The 15,820-nt window shown below is 73.9% G+C and carries 12 protein-coding genes; 3 read left to right on the forward strand and 9 right to left on the reverse strand.

Features of this window, described 5'->3' with window-relative positions; all coding sequences use genetic code 11:
• Window positions 1-69: 69 nt before the first annotated feature.
• The 3 genes from gatB to gatC are packed head-to-tail and all read right to left on the reverse strand — an operon-like array spanning window position 70 to window position 3,531.
• Window positions 70-1,584, reverse strand: coding sequence for an Asp-tRNA(Asn)/Glu-tRNA(Gln) amidotransferase subunit GatB (gatB, locus tag ACH9D2_RS17910; RefSeq protein WP_396364180.1), 1,515 nt, complete (start codon window positions 1,582-1,584; stop codon window positions 70-72).
• Window positions 1,584-3,230: an Asp-tRNA(Asn)/Glu-tRNA(Gln) amidotransferase subunit GatA gene (gatA, locus tag ACH9D2_RS17915; protein ID WP_396364181.1), complete on the reverse strand. Its 1,647-nt coding sequence runs from the start codon at window positions 3,228-3,230 to the stop codon at window positions 1,584-1,586. The genes gatB and gatA overlap by 1 nt, the downstream gene beginning before the upstream one ends.
• A 4-nt stretch (window positions 3,231-3,234) precedes the next feature.
• Window positions 3,235-3,531, reverse strand: a complete 297-nt coding sequence (gatC, locus tag ACH9D2_RS17920) for an Asp-tRNA(Asn)/Glu-tRNA(Gln) amidotransferase subunit GatC (RefSeq protein WP_396364182.1) — start codon at window positions 3,529-3,531, stop codon at window positions 3,235-3,237.
• A gap of 136 nt (window positions 3,532-3,667) precedes the next feature.
• Here gatC and ACH9D2_RS17925 point away from each other — a divergent pair, with 136 nt between their 5' ends.
• The gene (locus ACH9D2_RS17925) at window positions 3,668-4,216 is read left to right on the forward strand and encodes a hypothetical protein (RefSeq protein WP_396364183.1); all 549 of its coding nucleotides are present in this window, start codon (window positions 3,668-3,670) and stop codon (window positions 4,214-4,216) included.
• Window positions 4,217-4,333: 117 nt separating this feature from the next.
• On the opposite strand, the gene ACH9D2_RS17930 is transcribed toward ACH9D2_RS17925, so the two are convergent.
• The 6 genes from ACH9D2_RS17930 to ACH9D2_RS17955 form a co-directional block, all read right to left on the reverse strand.
• On the reverse strand, window positions 4,334-5,041 hold the full coding sequence (locus ACH9D2_RS17930) for a LysM peptidoglycan-binding domain-containing protein (RefSeq protein WP_396364184.1): 708 nt from the start codon (window positions 5,039-5,041) through the stop codon (window positions 4,334-4,336).
• A 456-nt stretch (window positions 5,042-5,497) separates the two neighbouring features.
• Window positions 5,498-6,337 (reverse strand): inositol monophosphatase family protein, encoded by an 840-nt coding sequence (locus tag ACH9D2_RS17935; RefSeq protein WP_396364186.1) that lies wholly within the window; start codon window positions 6,335-6,337, stop codon window positions 5,498-5,500.
• A gap of 2 nt (window positions 6,338-6,339) precedes the next feature.
• A complete protein-coding gene (gene ligA / locus ACH9D2_RS17940; RefSeq protein ID WP_396364187.1) occupies window positions 6,340-8,622 on the reverse strand; it encodes an NAD-dependent DNA ligase LigA in 2,283 nt (760 codons plus the stop codon).
• Between the two features lie 57 nt (window positions 8,623-8,679).
• Complete coding sequence (locus tag ACH9D2_RS17945; RefSeq protein ID WP_396364192.1) at window positions 8,680-9,654, reverse strand: MaoC family dehydratase; 975 nt, start codon at window positions 9,652-9,654, stop codon at window positions 8,680-8,682.
• A 2-nt stretch (window positions 9,655-9,656) separates the two neighbouring features.
• Window positions 9,657-11,039 (reverse strand): 3-oxoacyl-ACP reductase, encoded by a 1,383-nt coding sequence (locus tag ACH9D2_RS17950; RefSeq protein ID WP_396364188.1) that lies wholly within the window; start codon window positions 11,037-11,039, stop codon window positions 9,657-9,659.
• Between the two features lie 57 nt (window positions 11,040-11,096).
• Window positions 11,097-12,470 carry an acetyl-CoA C-acetyltransferase gene (locus ACH9D2_RS17955; RefSeq protein ID WP_396364189.1) on the reverse strand — a complete coding sequence of 458 codons (1,374 nt, stop codon included), beginning with the start codon at window positions 12,468-12,470 and terminating at the stop codon, window positions 11,097-11,099.
• A 69-nt stretch (window positions 12,471-12,539) separates the two neighbouring features.
• Here ACH9D2_RS17955 and ACH9D2_RS17960 point away from each other — a divergent pair, with 69 nt between their 5' ends.
• Both ACH9D2_RS17960 and ACH9D2_RS17965 read left to right on the forward strand, forming a co-directional pair.
• The gene (locus ACH9D2_RS17960; RefSeq protein ID WP_396364190.1) at window positions 12,540-13,313 is read left to right on the forward strand and encodes a TetR/AcrR family transcriptional regulator; all 774 of its coding nucleotides are present in this window, start codon (window positions 12,540-12,542) and stop codon (window positions 13,311-13,313) included.
• Window positions 13,314-13,403: 90 nt separating this feature from the next.
• Window positions 13,404-15,761, forward strand: a complete 2,358-nt coding sequence (locus ACH9D2_RS17965) for an acyl-CoA dehydrogenase family protein (protein WP_396364191.1) — start codon at window positions 13,404-13,406, stop codon at window positions 15,759-15,761.
• Window positions 15,762-15,820: the final 59 nt, after the last annotated feature.

Below are 15,820 nucleotides of genomic sequence, written 5' to 3' on the forward strand. Positions count from 1 at the left end.
GGCCGCTCCCGGCCGGAGCCCTCGTGGACCCCGGGCCGGTCGCGGCCCCTCGCGGTGGGCGGACGCGGGTCAGCCCTGGACGCCGAGCTTCTCCAGGATCAGCTCGCGCACCCGGCCGGCGTCGGCCTGGCCGCGGGTGGCCTTCATGACCGGGCCGATGAGGGCGCCCACGGCCTGGACCTTGCCGGCCTGCACCTTCGCCACGACGTCGGGCATCTGCGCCATGGCGTCGTCGATCGCCGCGGTCAGCACGGAGTCGTCGGAGACCACCGCCAGGCCGCGCCGCTCGACGACCTCCGCGGGCGAGCCCTCGCCGTCCAGGACGTGGGACAGGACCTTCTTGGCGAGCTTGTCGTTGATCTTGCCGGCGTCGATGAGCCCGTTGAGCTCGACGACGTGCTCCGGGGTGACGCCGAGCTCGGCGATCTCCGCCTCCTGCTGCTTGGCCAGGCGGGCGATCTCGCCCATCCACCACTTGCGGGCCACGGCCGGGGCGGCGCCGGCGGCGACGGTCTGCTCGATCTCGTCGAGGACCCCCGCGTTGACGACGTCGCGGAACTCCTCGTCGGAGAACCCCCAGTCCGTCTTGAGCCGCTTCCGGCGCTCGGCCGGGGGCTCGGGCAGCTCGGCCCGCAGCCGCTCGATCCACTCGTGGTCGGTCACGACCGGCACGAGGTCGGGCTCCGGGAAGTAGCGGTAGTCGTCGGCGTCGGACTTGGGGCGCCCGCTCGTGGTGGAGCGGGTGTCCTCGTGCCAGTGCCGGGTCTCCTGCACGATCGTGCCGCCGGAGTCCAGGACCGCCGCGTGGCGCTGGATCTCGAAGCGCACGGCGCGCTCCACGGCGCGCAGCGAGTTCACGTTCTTGGTCTCGGAGCGGGTGCCGAACGTGGCGCCGCCCTTGGGCATGAGGGACACGTTGGCGTCGCAGCGGACGTTGCCGCGCTCCATCTTCGCGTCCGAGATCCCGAGGTTCTTCACGATCTCCCGGATCATGGCCACGTAGACGCGGGCCAGCTCCGGGGCGCGGGAGCCGGCGCCCACGATGGGCTTCGTCACGATCTCGATGAGCGGGACCCCGGCGCGGTTGTAGTCGACCAGGGAGAAGTCCGCGCCCTGGATGCGGCCGGCGGCGCCGCCCATGTGCGTGAGCTTCCCGGCGTCCTCCTCCATGTGGGCGCGCTCGATCTCCACCGTGAACACGGTCCCGTCCGCCAGCTCGACGTCGACGGAGCCGTTCTCGGCGATCGGCTCGTCGTACTGGGAGGTCTGGAAGTTCTTGGGGGTGTCCGGGTAGAAGTAGTTCTTCCGGGCGAAGTGGGAGACCGGGCGGATCTCGCAGCCCAGGGCGAGACCGAGCTTGATGGCCGACTCCACGGCCAGCCGGTTCACCACGGGGAGCACCCCGGGCAGGCCCAGCGAGACCGGGGTGACGTTGGTGTTCGGCTCGTCCCCGAAGACGTTGGGGGCGGCGTCGAACATCTTGGTCCGGGTGTTGAGCTCCACGTGGACCTCGAAGCCCAGCACGGGGTCGAACTTCTCCATGGCCTCGTCGAAGGACAGGACCTCTTCGGTGCTCCGGTTCATCAGCGGGCTCCTCCCCGGACGGGTGCGGACGGATCGGACGCGGCGGCGGTGCCGGCCAGGCCCCGGACGAGGGCGGCGGTGTCCGGAAGCTCCTGCAGGAGCGGTCCGCCCCAGCGCTGCTCGAGCAGGGCCTCCAGGCCGGCGCCGGCGCGGTAGAGCCGGGCGTCCTCGCGGGCCGGGGCCATGAACTGGATGCCCACGGGCAGCCCGTCCTCGGGCGCGAGGCCGCCGGGCACGGAGATCGCGGGGACCCCGGCCAGGTTGGTGGGGATGGTGGCGATGTCGTTGAGGTACATCTGCATGGGGTCGGCGGACTCGTCCACGGCGCCGCGCTCGAACGCGGTGGTCGGGGCCGTCGGGGAGACCAGCACGTCCACCTGCTCGAAGGCGGCGGCGAAGTCGCGCTGCACGAGGGTGCGGACCTTCTGCGCCGAGCCGTAGTAGGCGTCGTAGTAGCCGGCGGACAGGGCGTAGGTGCCCAGGATGATGCGGCGCTTGACCTCCGCGCCGAAGCCCGCGGCCCGCGTCGAGCCCATCACGCGCTCGATGGTCAGCGGCCCGTCCTCGGGCAGCACGCGGTGGCCGAAGCGCACGCCGTCGTACTTGGCGAGGTTCGAGGACACCTCCGAGGACATGATCAGGTAGTAGGCGCCCAGGGCGTACTTGAAGTTCGGGGTGGGTACCTCCACGATCTCGGCGCCCGCGGAGCGCAGCAGCTCCACGGCCTCCTCGAAGCGCTGCTGGACGCCGGGCTGGAAGCCCTCGCCCGTGAGCTCCTTGACGACGCCCACGCGCAGGCCCGCCAGACCGCCCTCGGCGGCGCCGGCCCGGGCCTGGGCGGCGAAGTCGCCGACCGGGTCCGGCAGGGACGTGGAGTCCTGCGGGTCGTGCCCGCCGATCACCTCGTGCAGCAGCGCGGCGTCGAGCACCGTGCGCGTCACGGGGCCCACCTGGTCGAGCGAGGAGGCCATGGCGATCACGCCGTAGCGCGAGACCCCTCCGTAGGTCGGCTTGACGCCCACCGAACCGGTCAGGGCCGCGGGCTGGCGGATGGATCCGCCGGTGTCCGTGCCCAGGGCCAGCGGCGCCTGGAACGCGGTCACGGCCGTGGCGGACCCGCCGCCGGACCCGCCCGGGATCCGGGACAGGTCCCACGGGTTGCGGGTGTCGCCGAAGGCGGAGTGCTCGTTGGAGGAGCCCATCGCGAACTCGTCGAGGTTGGTCTTTCCCAGCATCGGCATCCGGGCGGCGCGCAGCTTCCGGGTCACGGTGGCGTCGTACGGGCTCATCCAGCCCTCGAGCATCCGCGACGCGGCGGTGGTGGGCTGCCCCTTGGTGACGATGAGGTCCTTGACCGCGATCGGCACGCCGGCGAGCTCGGGCAGCTCCTCGCCGCGGGCGCGCGCGGCGTCCACCTCGGCGGCCACGGACAGCGCCTCCTCGGCGTTGACGTGCAGGAAGGCGTTGAGCCCGGTCTTGCCGCGGCTGCGGTCGGCGGGGTCGGCGGGGACGCCGTCGGTCTCCCGGATGCGGTCCAGGTGGGCCTGGACGGCGTCGACGGAGGTGACCTCGCCGGCGGCGAGCCGGCGGGCGAGCTCTGCGGCGGAGAGGCCGACGAGGCCCTCGGGGGAACTGGTGCTGGTCATGCGGCTACTCCTCGTCCAGGATCGCGGGCACCTTGAACTTGCCCTCCGCGGCGTCCGGCGCGTTGCGCAGCGACTCCTCGGCGGTGAGGGTGTCCCCCACGACGTCCTCGCGGAAGACGTTCTGCAGCGGGATGGGGTGGCTGGTGGCCGGGACGTCCGGTCCGGCGGCCTCGCTGACGGACGCGACGGAGTCGACGACGAGGTCGAGCTCCTCGGCCATGGACCGCAGCTCCTCCTCGGTCATCTCGATGTGCGCGAGCTTCGCCAGGTGGGCGACCTGCTCGCGGGTGATCGCAGACATGCGCACTCCTGCTCGTGATCGGGGGTGGTTTCCGGTCCAGTCTAGCCGCGCGGCGCCGCCCGCCCGTGCGGGTGGGAGCCCCCTCGAGGGGCATACCCTGGGAGCACGCACGCCCACCACACAGGAGCACCCGGACATGGCCAAGAGCACCCCCGCCCGCACGAAGAAGGACCGCGGCGCCAAGACCCGGCGCCCCGGCGCCCGGCCCGGCAAGGCCGCGCGCGCGACGTCCGCGACGGATGCCGCCAACGCGTGGCGCCAGCGGGTCAGCAAGGACGCCGCCGCGACGATCGACACGGTCATGGCCCACGTCCAGGCCGTGGCCGAGCAGCAGCTGGGCCAGCACGGGGCGTTCCCCGCCTTCCTCGTGACCGCCCGCAAGGACGGTGAGTACGAGCTCGACAGCCTGCCCGCCGAGCAGGCGGAGGAGCTGGGCCCCGACGCCGCCCTGGAGGCTCTGCGGGCGAGGGCGGTGGAGCTGCGGGACGAGGTCCTCTGCGCCGCGGTCGCCTTCCCCGTGACCCTCCCGGACCGGTCCGGGCAGACCGCCGTGGCCGTGGAGACCCAGCACCGGGAGGGCGAGTCCCTGATGGTGATCCAGCCCTACCGGGTCAAGGGCGCGGAGCGCTCCGTGAGCTTCGGCGACGTCACGACCGAGCCCGCCGACCCGTGGCTGTGGACCTGATCGCACCGCCGCGCCGCCCCCGGCGGTCTCCGGGCACGCCGAAGGGCCCCTCCGGTCGGAGGGGCCCTTCGGCGTGCTGTCGCGCGGCGCGGCCGCGCAGTGCCGATCCGGTGGGGATCAGGCGGGGATGGTCAGCACCTGACCGGGGAAGATCAGGTTCGGGTCGGCGATGATGTCCGCGTTCGCGGCGTACAGGTCCTCCCAGTTCTCGATGCCGAGCTTGTCGGCGATCGAGCCGAGGGTGTCGCCCTCGACCACGGTGTAGGTCTCGGCGGACACGGAGGCCGGGGCCACGGAGGCGGCCGGGGCCACGTACTCGACGACCGGGGCGGGGGCGGCGGCCGGGGCCGGGGCAGCGACGGGAGCCGGGGCCGGGGCGGCGACGGGAGCCGGGGCCGGGGCAGCCACCGGGGCCGGGGCCTCGACGGACTGCGGGGTCACGGACGCGGAACCCATCGGGTTGGCGGAGGGGGCGGCGGAGCCGGAGAGGCCCAGCTTCGCGGAGCAGGCGGGCCATGCGCCCCAGCCCTGGCCGTCGAGAACGTTCTCGGCCACGGCGATCTGCTGCTCACGGGAGGCGTCCTGCGGGGCGCCGGAGCCACCGAAGGCGGCCCAGGTGGAGGGGGTGAACTGCAGGCCACCGGAGAAGCCGTTGCCAGTGGCGGTGTCCCAGGCGCCACCCGACTCGCACTCGGCGAGGGCGTCCCAGGTGGAAGCGGGGGCGGCGTTGGCCGGGAGGGCCATGGCGCCCACGGCGGTTCCGCCGAGGATCAGAGCGGCGGCACCGCGACGGACGTTGCGACGAACAGCGAAAGCGTTGGTCATGATGCTCCCTGGGGCCACCTGCGCTCGTTTCCGTCCCCGGATGTCTTCGCGCCGTCGTCTACCCGTCAAGGTGTTGTTGGGTAAGTGCTTACAGGTGTCTGCCCTTTAGACGACGTGCGGTGTTACGGCAGCACCTAGCATGTTCTGGTGGCGCGCCGGGATCAGGACTCCAGGCACACCGGATCCCCGGAGGAATCCTCGGGGAAGCTGTTGATTACGATAGCGTAACGATTTTCATTGCGCTACCCCTTCCGGGCCGACGTGAGGTATCACACGTCGGGACGGTGCGGGGTGCCGGTCCGCGATCGAGACCGGCGGGAGGAACTCCTCGTTCCGGAAGCGGAGGGCATGCCCTCGGGAAGAACGCTTCATAGATCACGCTATGGCAACTTTTTGGTCTCGGTCAAGTTACGAGAGGCATCTCACACCGGCGGCGGGAGGCGCACCGCCCCGCGCTCAGCCCGGGATCCCGCGCTCGCGCGCGGTGACCCAGGCCGCGAGCCGTTCCTCGGCCGGCACCTCGCCCGCCGCCGGGGAGGGCAGCTCCGGCCGGGTCACGAGCGCGCCGGCCTCCTCCGCGATGAGCGCGCCGGCGGCCCAGTCGTGCTCGTGCAGGCCCTGCTCGCCGTAGCCGTCCAGCGTGCCGTCCGCGACCATGCACAGGTCGAGGGCCGCCGAGCCCAGGCGCCGCAGATCCGCGTACTGCCGCATGGTGGTGAGGAAGCCCGGGATCTGGCGCTCGCGCCGGGCGGCGTCGAACGAGAAGCCGGTGCCGTAGATGCGCCCCGGCCGCTCCGGCACGGGACCCGCGAGCCGGCGGGACGTCCCGTCCGACTCGACCCACGCGCCGGCCCCGCGCACCGCGAACCAGGTGCGGCGCAGGGCCGGGGCGTTGACGGCGCCCACGAGCCAGTTGCCCTCGGCGTCGGCGGCGGCCACGGACGTGCAGTAGTAGACGATGCCGCGGATGAAGTTGGTGGTGCCGTCGAGCGGGTCCACCGACCAGCGGATCCCGGAGGGGTGCTCCGGCCGGTGCGTGCCCGACTCCTCGCCGGTGACGGTGTCGTGCGGCCGGCGGTCCAGGATCGTGCGCAGCACGGCCTGCTCGGCGGCGACGTCGAAGCGGGTGACCCAGTCGCCCTCCCCGGACTTGCCGGTGACGCCGAGCCGCTCGGCGTCGCGGCCCCGCAGGACCTCCGCCCCGGCCTCGGCGGCCGCCAGGGCCAACTCCAGCAGCTCCTCCAGATGGGCGCCGGTGGGGCCGAGGCCCTCGAGCGCGTCGTCGTGCCGTCCCATGCTCAGGCCCCGTCCCCGTCGTCCGTGCTGATTCCCGTCCTGTCCACGGTGCTGCCCTCCGTGCCCTCGGCCGCACCGGCGAAGGCGTCCGGCCCCTCGGCGAGGAGCCGTTCGAACCCCGCCTCGTCGAGCACGGGCACGCCGAGCTGCTCGGCCTTGTCCAGCTTGGTGCCGGCGTTCTCGCCCGCCACCAGGAAGTGCGTCTTCTTCGACACGGAGCCCGAGGCCTTCCCACCACGGACCAGCACCGCCTCCTTCGCGGAGTCCCGGCTGAAGCGCTCGAGGGTTCCGGTGATCACCACGGTGGTGCCCTCGAGGGTCCGGGGCACGGACTCGTCCACCTCGTCCTCCATGCGCACGCCGGCCGCCGCCCAGCGCTCCACGATCTCGCGGCGCCACGGCTCGGCGAACCACTCGGTGAGGGCCGCGGCGATCACGGGCCCCACGCCGTCGGCCTGGGCCAGCGTCTCCTCGTCGGCGTCCCGGATGGCCGGCAGCGAGCCGAAGGCGGTGGCCAGGGACCGGGCCGCGGTCGGGCCCACGTGCCGGACGGACAGGGCCACGAGCACCCGCCACAGCGGCTGCGCCTTGGCCTTCTCGAGCTCCTCGAACAGTTTGCGGGTGGTGGCCGTGGGCTCGGACGGCTTCTTGTCCGTGCCCTTCGTCCAGAAGTACGGCACGAGCTCCGTCTCGCCCGTGGGCGTCCCGCGAGACCTCTTCTCCCGCCGGATCCGGACCTCGCGCAGGTCCTCGGGCGTGAGGTCGAAGAGGTGCGCCTCGCTGGTCAGCGGCGGGACCTCCGGCTCGTCGGGCCGGGTCAGGGCGAGGGCGGCCTCGTAGCCGAGGGCCTCGATGTCGAACGCGCCGCGGCCGGCGGCGTGGAAGACCCGCTCCCGCAGCTGGGACGGGCAGCTGCGGGCGTTGGGGCAGCGGATGTCGACGTCGCCCTCCTTCGCCGGGCGCAGCTCCGTGCCGCAGGACGGGCAGTGGGTGGGCATCACGAACTCGCGCTCCGTGCCGTCCCGCAGCGCCACCACGGGGCCCACGATCTCGGGGATCACGTCCCCCGCCTTGCGCAGCACCACGGTGTCGCCGATGAGCACGCCCTTCGCCTTCACCACGTCCTGGTTGTGCAGCGTGGCCATCTCCACCGTGGACCCGGCGACCCGCACCGGCTCCATGAGCCCGAAGGGGGTGACCCGCCCGGTGCGGCCCACGTTGACCAGGATGTCCTTGAGCTTCGTGTGCACCTCCTCGGGCGGGTACTTGTAGGCCACGGACCAGCGGGGCACCCGGGAGGTGTGCCCGAGCCGGAACTGGGTGCGGCGGTCGTCGACCTTGACCACGATGCCGTCGATCTCGTGGATGAGGTCGTGGCGGCGGCGGCCGAACTCCTCGATGAACGCGAGGACGTCCTCGGTGGACGGCAGCACCTTGTAGTAGGGGCTGACCGGAAGGCCCCACCGCTCGAGCAGCTCGTAGACCTCGGACTGGGTGTCGGCGCGCAGGCCCGTGGCGGCGCCCACCCCGTGCACGTACATGGACAGCCGGCGCCGGGCGGTGACCTCCGGGTCCTTCTGCCGCAGCGAGCCCGCCGCGGCGTTGCGGGGGTTGGCGAAGGGGGCGCGCCCCTCGGCCACGATCGCCTCGTTGAGGGAGCGGAAGTCGCGCGAGGAGATGAACACCTCGCCGCGGATCTCGACCTCCTCGGGGACGTCCTCCCCGGTGAGCACGGCGGGGATGGTCGCGATGGTGCGCACGTTGTGCGTGACGTCCTCGCCCGTGGTGCCGTCGCCCCGGGTCGCGGCCCGCACGAGCTCGCCGTCGCGGTAGAGCAGGTTCACGGCCAGGCCGTCGATCTTCAGCTCGGTGAGCCACGCGGACCCGGGGGCGTCCGGCAGCGCCTCGATCGAGGCGGTGGTCTTCTCCGTCCAGGCCGTGAGCTCGTCGATGGAGAAGACGTCCTCGAGGGAGTACATCCGCTCGAGATGGGTCACGGGCGCGAACGCCGCGGAGACCTCGCCGCCGACCTCCTGGGTGGGCGAGTCGTTGGCCACCAGCTCCGGGTTCAGCGCCTCGATCTCCTCGAGCCGCCGGTAGAGCTCGTCGTACTCGGCGTCCGGGATGGTGGGCGCGTCCTCGACGTAGTAGGCGGTCCGCGCCGCGCGCACCCGGTCCACGAGCTCCGCGTACTGCTCCTTGAGGTCCTCGCTGGGCGGGGCGGGATTGAGGTCCTGGCCGGTGGCGTCGACGGGTCGCGCGTCTGTCCTCTGCTGTGGGCTCACCCGACCATTGTGGCCCACGCCGCGGACGGGACCGTCGATCCCGTCCGCGGCGGCGGGTCAGCCGTCCAGCCGCGCGACCGTCCCGGTGAAGTGCGGACGCCCGCGGCCCGGGTCCCACCCGGCGAAGTCCGAGCGCCGCCAGCCCGCACCCCGTCCGTCGTCGGTGATCGCCACCGCGACCGTGCCGGGGAGCAGGACCGGGGCCGCGAACTCCACCGTCCAGCGGAAGGGCACCCCGGACGGCACCCCGACCTCCGCCAGGGCGCGCGAGGCGGAGTACATGCCGTGGGCGATGGCCCTCTTCATGCCGAGCGCCCGGGCGGTCGGGCCGGAGAGGTGGATCGGGTTCCAGTCCCCGCTCACCGCGGCGTAGTCCCGTCCGGTGCCGGCCGTCAGCCGCCAGTGCCCGGTCGGTGCCGGCGGCACGAACTCCTCGCGCGGGGCGTCGCCGACCGTCCCGGGCACGCGCACGCCCTTGGCGAGGTAGGTGGAGCGGCCCGTCCAGACGGTCTCGCCGTCCTCCCGCGCGAGGCGGGCGACGACGTCGACCTGCGCGCCGGAGCGGTGCGGGCGCAGCCGCTCGGCGTGCGCGGTGACCGTGAGGTCCTCCCCCACCGCTGCCGCCCCGCGGTGCTCGACCTCGTTGGCCAGGTGCACCATGCCGAGGACCGGCAGCGGGAAGTCCGGGCGGGTCAGCACGCTCATGGCCACGGGGAACGCCAGGGCGTGCAGGTGCCCGGAGAAGGCCTCGGTCCCGCCGGGGCCCTCCCGCAGCGGCGCGCCGACCGTGCGGCAGAACGCCTCGTGCCCGGCGGCGTCGACGACCACGCCCTCGACCACGTGCGCCACCGCGGGCAGGGCACCCGGGGCTGCCCCGGTGCCGCCGCGGCGCCCGGCCGGCCGGCCGGGCAGCCGGTCGGCGAGGGCACGCGGCAGCAGTCCGCCGGCCGCGCCCGCCGCGGCGCGGGCGTAGAGCCCGCCGAGGGAGGGGACGTCGTCGAGGACCACGGGCTCGTGCCGGTCGCCGTCCATGCTCACGCCCCCACCAGGTTCTGGCCGCACACGCGCAGCGTCTGTCCGTTGACGCCGCCGGCGGCGTCCGAGGCGAGGAAGAGCACGGCCTGGGCCACGTCCTCCGGCAGCCCGCCCTGCTGCAGGGAGTTCAGCCGGCGCGCGACCTGGCGGCGGGCCGCCGGGATCCTGGCGGTCATCTCCGTCTCGATGAACCCGGGGGCCACCGCGTTGATGCTCCCCCCGCGCCGCGCCAGCAGGGGCGCGGTGGCGGCGACCATCCCGATCACCCCGGCCTTCGAGGCGGCGTAGTTGGTCTGGCCGCGGTTGCCCGCGACACCGCTCGTGGAGGCGAGGGAGACGATCCGCGGGGCCTCGCCCAGGCCCTCCCCGGCCAGGAGCTGCTCGTTCATCCGCAGCTGCGACTCGAGGTTCACGGCGAGCACCGAGGACCAGCGGGACTCGTCCATGTTGGCCAGCAGCTTGTCCCGGGTGATCCCGGCGTTGTGCACCACCACGTCCAGCCGGCCGAAGCGCTCGCGGGCGAGCCCGAGGATCCGGTCCCCGGCGTGCTCGTCCGTGATGTCGAGCTGGAGGGCCACGGCGTGGATCTCGTTGGCGAGCGCGGCCAGGGGCTCGCCCGCGGCGGGGACGTCCACGACGACGACGCGGGCGCCGGCGTCCGTGAGCGTGCGGGCGATCTGCGCGCCGATGCCGCGGGCCGCGCCGGTGACGGCGGCGACCTTGCCCCGCAGGGGCGCCTCCCAGTCCGCGGGCAGGGCTCCGGCGTCGTCGCCCACCGTCACGAACTGCCCGGAGACGAAGGCGCTGCGCCCGGAGAGCAGGAACCGCAGGGCGCCCAGCACGCTGGGGGCCTCGGGGGCGACGCCCTCGGCGAGCAGGACGCCGTTGGCGGTGGCCCCGCCGCGCATCTCCTGCGCGGTGGAGCGCAGGAGGCCGACGACCGCCTGGCGGGCCGCGGCGACGGCCGGGTCGAGCGGCTCCGCCGCAGCGGGCGTCGCCGAGGCCGCGCCCGTGCCGATGCCCGGCGCGGGCCGGGACACGGTGACCACCCGGCCGCCGGGTGCCAGGGAGCGCAGCACCCCGCCGAGGCCGAGCGCGGGCTCGGCCAGGTCCGCGGGCCGCGCGAGCTCGGTCAGGGCCAGCACCACGGCCCCGAAGCGGTGCACGTCGTCGGGGTGGCGCCGCACGTCGAGGTCCCAGCCGAGCAGGGCCGCGGCGATCCGGTCGGCCTCCTCCCCCCGGCCCAGCACGAGGACGGGGCCGGGCACGAGCGGGTCCCCGGCGCGGTGGCGGCGCAGCCGGGCGGGTGAGGGCAGCCCGACCCGCCGGGCGAGCCTGCCGCCGGGTCCGGAGCTGACGAGGTCGAGATAGGTGTCTGCCATGGGTGGAGTCCTTGCTGTGGTGGTCGGTCGGAGGCGTCCGTGGGCGTGGGCGTGGGCTCAGCGGGCCTCGAGGACCGCGGTCACGCCCAGCCCGCCGGCCGCGCAGACCGAGATGAGCCCGCGGGCGGGGCGCCCGGTCTCGTCGGCGCGCTCGCGCAGCAGCTTGGCGAGGGTGCCCACGATGCGCCCGCCGGTCGCGGCGAAGGGGTGCCCGGCCGCGAGCGACGAGCCCGTGACGTTGAGGCGGCTCCGGTCCACGGTGCCGAAGGCGCCGTCGAAGCCCAGCCGCTCGCGGCCGAACTGCTCGTCCTCCCACGCGGCGAGGGTCGAGAGCACGGTCGCGGCGAAGGCCTCGTGGATCTCGATGAAGTCGAAGTCCTCGAGGGCCAGGCCCTGGCGCGCCAGCAGGCGGGGCACGGCGTAGGCGCCGGCCATCAGCAGACCCTCGTCGCCGTGCACGAAGTCGACGGCGGCCGCCTCGACGTCCACGACGTCGGCGAGCACGGGCAGGGAGCGCTCCGCGGCCCAGTCCTCGGAGGCGAGCAGCACGGTCGAGGCGCCGTCGGTGAGGGGGGTGGAGTTGCCCGCCGTCATGGTGGCCTCGGCGTCGAGGGACTTCCCGAACACCGGCTTGAGCCCGGCGAGCTTCTCGACGGAGCTGTCCGGGCGGAGGTTGTTGTCCCGGGACAGGCCGCGGAAGGGGGTCACGAGGTCGTCGAAGAACCCGCGCTCGTAGGCGGCGGCCAGGTGCTGGTGGCTCGCGGCGGCGAACTCGTCCTGGGCCTCGCGGGGAATGCCCCAGCGGGCGGTGGTGAGTGCCTGGTGCTCGCCCATGGACAGGCCCGTGCGCGGCTCGCCCGTGCCGGGGGCCACCGGCTTGAGGTCGGCCGGGCGCAGGCCCATGAGGGCCTTGAGCTTCTGCTGCTTGCTCTTGGCCCGGTTGAGCTCGAGCAGGGTCCGGCGCAACCGCTCGCTCACCACCACGGGCGCGTCCGAGGCGGAGTCGACGCCGCCGGCCACGGCCGAGTCGATCTGCCCGAGCCGGATCTTGTTGACCAGCGTGGAGACGGCCTCCATGCCCGTGGCGCAGGCCTGCTGCACGTCGAAGGCGGGGGTGCGCGGGTCCAGGACCGAGCCGAGCACGGACTCGCGCGTGAGGTTGAAGTCCTTGGGGTGCTTGAGCACGGCGCCGGCGGCGACCTCGCCGATCCGCTCCCCGGCGAGACCGTAGCGGGCGGCCAGGCCGTCGAGGGCGGCGGTGAGCATGTCCTGGTTGCCGGCGTTCGCATAGGCGCCGTGCGCCCGGGCGAAGGGGATGCGGTTGGCGCCGACCACGACGGCGCGGCGGGCCACGCCGGTGCGCCCGGCGCCGCTGGGGGTCGTGTGCTCGGCGGTGGGCTCGACGGTCTGCTCGGGGGTGGACTCGCTCACAGGAAACTCCTCGGTCGTGTTGTGATGCTGCTCACGTCACGATCGATATTACCTGATACTCTGGGTATCGTGAAACAGGTCGATGCCACAGACTCCGCCGCCCAGGGCGGTGCGCCCGCCACGGACGGCCGCTCCTCCCGCTGGGCCCGGCACCGCGCCGAGCGGAGGATCGAGCTCATCCGCACAGCCCGCGGCGCCGTGGACGAGCTCGGCGCGCAGGCGTCCATGGAGGAGATCGCAACCGCGTGCAAGACCTCCAAGTCCGTCTACTACCGGTACTTCGGGGACAAGGCGGGACTGCAGCGAGCGGTCGGCGAGTACACCGTGACGCGGATGCGCGACCGGCTCGAGGAGGCGGCCCGCGCGGCCGGCTCCTTCGAGGACTCGGTCGAGGCGATGGTCGCGGAGTACCTGCTCAGCATCGAGCGCTCGGCGTCGGTGTACCGCTTCGTCGTGGCCCTCTCCCCCGATCCCGGGCGCTCCCGGCACGAGCGCCACCGGGCCGAGCGGGCCCGCGGCGATCGCTCCGGCAAGGAGGACGCCCCGGCCGAGGACGGCGGCGAGCGCTGGCTGATCCAGGAGTTCACCGAGTCCGTCAGCGGGCTGCTCGCGGAGGCGCACGTGCGCCACACCCCCGTCGAGCACCGGCTGGAGGAACCGGTGCTCAGCTACTGGGCCGCGTCCACGATCGGCATGGTGCGCGGCGCCGGCGAGGCCTGGATGAACACCCCCGAGGGCACGCCGCGCCCGTCCCGCGCGCGGATGACGGAGCTGATCGTGGGCTGGGCCGTCGACGGCCTGCGCCCGCCCGGCGCGCCCGTTCCGGAGCAGCCGACCACCTGACCACCACCCGGGCCGGTGCGGACCCCGCACGGCCCACGAACACCCCGTGACCGCACCGGCCACCGCCGGTCACCCACGACAGGAGCCATCATGACCACCACCGTCGACCGACCGACCACCGCCCGGGCCACCGCCGCGGACGACGCCGGGATCCCGGCGCCCGCCGTGGACGTCGCCGCCCTCGGCGAGGTGCTGCTCGGGCGCTGGGCCGCGGTCCGGCGCGAGACCCGCCGGATGCTGCTCGACGAGCGGCTGCACCAGCAGCCGGACCTCTCCTACCAGGACCACCGCGAGCGCGTGCTGGGCCAGCTGCACCTGCTGGTGGAGCACGGCGCGATGAACCGCGGGCTGCCCGAGGAGTACGGCGGGCAGAACGACCCGGGCGGCAACGTCTCGAACTTCGAGGAGCTGCTGCTCGGGGACCCCTCGATGCAGATCAAGGCCGGCGTGCAGTGGGGCCTGTTCGGCTCCGCCGTGCTCAACCTCGGCACCGCGGAGCACCACCGCCGCTGGCTCGCGGACATCCGGGACCTGCGGATCCCGGGCGTGTTCGCGATGACCGAGATCGGCCACGGCTCCGACGTCGCCTCGATCGGCACCACCGCGACGTACGACCCCGCCGCGGAGGAGTTCGAGATCCACACGCCCTTCAAGGCGGCGTGGAAGGACTACCTCGGCAACGCGGCCGCGCACGGGCGCGCGGCCGTGGTCTTCGCCCAGCTCGTCACGCTCGGGGTGAACCACGGCGTGCACGCCTTCTGGGTGGACCTGCGGGACGAGGACGGCAACTTCCTGCCCGGTGTGGGCGGCGAGGACGACGGCCACAAGGGCGGACTCAACGGCATCGACAACGGGAGGCTGCACTTCACCCGGGTGCGGGTCCCGCGCACGCACCTGCTGGACAAGTACGGAGCGGTGGCCGCGGACGGCACCTACAGCTCCCCCATCGCGAGCCCGGGCCGCCGGTTCTTCACGATGATCGGCACCCTGGTGCAGGGCCGGGTCTCCCTCGACGGCGCGGCCGTGCTGGCGAACAAGGCCGCGCTGAGCATCGCGATCCGCTACGGCAGCGAGCGCCGCCAGTTCAACGCGTCCTCCGACATCCAGGAGGAGGTGCTGATGGACTACCAGCAGCACCAGCGGCGGCTGCTGCCGCGGCTGGCCGAGACCTACGCGATGCACTTCGCCCACCAGGAGCTGCTGCACAAGTACGACGACGTCTTCTCGGGCCGCGAGGACACCGACGAGAACCGGCAGGACCTCGAGACCCTCGCCGCGGCGCTGAAGGCGCTGTCCACCTGGAGCGCCCTCGACACCGTCCAGGAGTGCCGCGAGGCCTGCGGGGGCGCGGGATTCCTGACCAGGAACCGGCTCACCTCGCTGCGCCACGACCTGGACATCTACGCGACGTTCGAGGGCGACAACACGGTGCTGCTGCAGCTCGTGGCCAAGCGGCTGCTGTCCGACTGGGCGGAGGAGTTCAAGCAGGTCGACATGGGCGTGATGGCCCGCTACGTGGCGGGCCGGGCCACCGAGGCCACGTACCACCGGTCCGGGCTGCGCAAGCTCGGGCAGGCGTTCCGGGACACCGGGGACGTACGCCGCTCCGTGAACGCCCTGCGCGAGGAGTCCGCGCAGCGCGCCCTGCTCACGGACCGGGTGGAGACCATGGTCGCCGAGATCGCGGAGAACCTGCGGCCCAGCGCCAAGCTCCCCCGCGCGCAGGCCGCGGCCCTATTCAACGACAACCAGCACAAGATCATCGCGACGGCCCGCGCCCACGCGGAGCTGCTGCAGTGGGAGGCCTTCACCCGCGGCCTGGAGCAGGTCGAGGACCCCGGCACCCGCAGGGTGCTCACCTGGCTGCGCGACGTCTTCGGGCTGCGGCTCATCGAGAAGAACCTCGCGTGGTACCTCTCCTACGGCCGGCTGTCCATGCGCCGTGGGCGCAGCCTGGACGAGTACATCGACCGGCTGCTCGCCCGGCTGCGCCCGCACGCCCTGGACCTCGTGGCCGCGTTCGAGCTCGAGCCGGAGCACCTGCGGGCCGAGATCGCCACGGGGATCGAGGCGCGGCGCCAGGAGGAGGCCGCCGAGCACTACCGGCGCCTGCGCGCCTCGGGCAGCGCGCCGGTCAAGGAGAAGGCCCCGCTCAAGGAGTCCGCCACCCCCGCCGCCGGCGCCCCGGGCGAGAAGACCCCCGAGGAGCTGAAGAAGGAGCGCCGGGCCGAGAAGCAGGCCGAACGGCGCACGGATCGGCGCACGGAGCGCCGCACCGAGCGCAAGCACGAGCGCCGGCTCGAGCTCAAGCCGCTGAAGAAGGCGGCCCAGCGGGCCGCGGCGACCGGGGAACCGGCCGCCGAGCCGGCCCCGGAGCCGGTCGAGAGCCCGGAGCGGTCCGCCGGCGCCGAGCCCGCCGCGGGCGCTCCCGTGCCGCAGGACGTCTGACCAGCCCGCATCGGCCCGGCCCACGACGACGCCGCCCCGGACGTCCCGGGGCGGCGTCG

The sequence above is a fragment of the Kocuria rhizosphaericola genome (assembly GCF_044462205.1).
Lineage (GTDB): Bacteria > Actinomycetota > Actinomycetes > Actinomycetales > Micrococcaceae > Kocuria > Kocuria rhizosphaericola.

Excerpts from the sequence above, each read along its gene's own strand:
- ACH9D2_RS17925 (WP_396364183.1), top strand. The coding sequence starts at position 3,668 with ATGGCCAAGAGCACCCCCGCCCGCACGAAGAAGGACCGCGGCGCCAAG.
- gatA (WP_396364181.1), bottom strand. The coding sequence starts at position 3,230 with ATGACCAGCACCAGTTCCCCCGAGGGCCTCGTCGGCCTCTCCGCCGCA.
- ACH9D2_RS17935 (WP_396364186.1), bottom strand. The coding sequence starts at position 6,337 with ATGGGACGGCACGACGACGCGCTCGAGGGCCTCGGCCCCACCGGCGCC.
- ACH9D2_RS17930 (WP_396364184.1), bottom strand. The coding sequence starts at position 5,041 with ATGACCAACGCTTTCGCTGTTCGTCGCAACGTCCGTCGCGGTGCCGCC.
- ACH9D2_RS17945 (WP_396364192.1), bottom strand. The coding sequence starts at position 9,654 with ATGGACGGCGACCGGCACGAGCCCGTGGTCCTCGACGACGTCCCCTCC.
- ACH9D2_RS17950 (WP_396364188.1), bottom strand. The coding sequence starts at position 11,039 with ATGGCAGACACCTATCTCGACCTCGTCAGCTCCGGACCCGGCGGCAGG.
- ACH9D2_RS17965 (WP_396364191.1), top strand. The coding sequence starts at position 13,404 with ATGACCACCACCGTCGACCGACCGACCACCGCCCGGGCCACCGCCGCG.
- gatC (WP_396364182.1), bottom strand. The coding sequence starts at position 3,531 with ATGTCTGCGATCACCCGCGAGCAGGTCGCCCACCTGGCGAAGCTCGCG.
- gatB (WP_396364180.1), bottom strand. The coding sequence starts at position 1,584 with ATGAACCGGAGCACCGAAGAGGTCCTGTCCTTCGACGAGGCCATGGAG.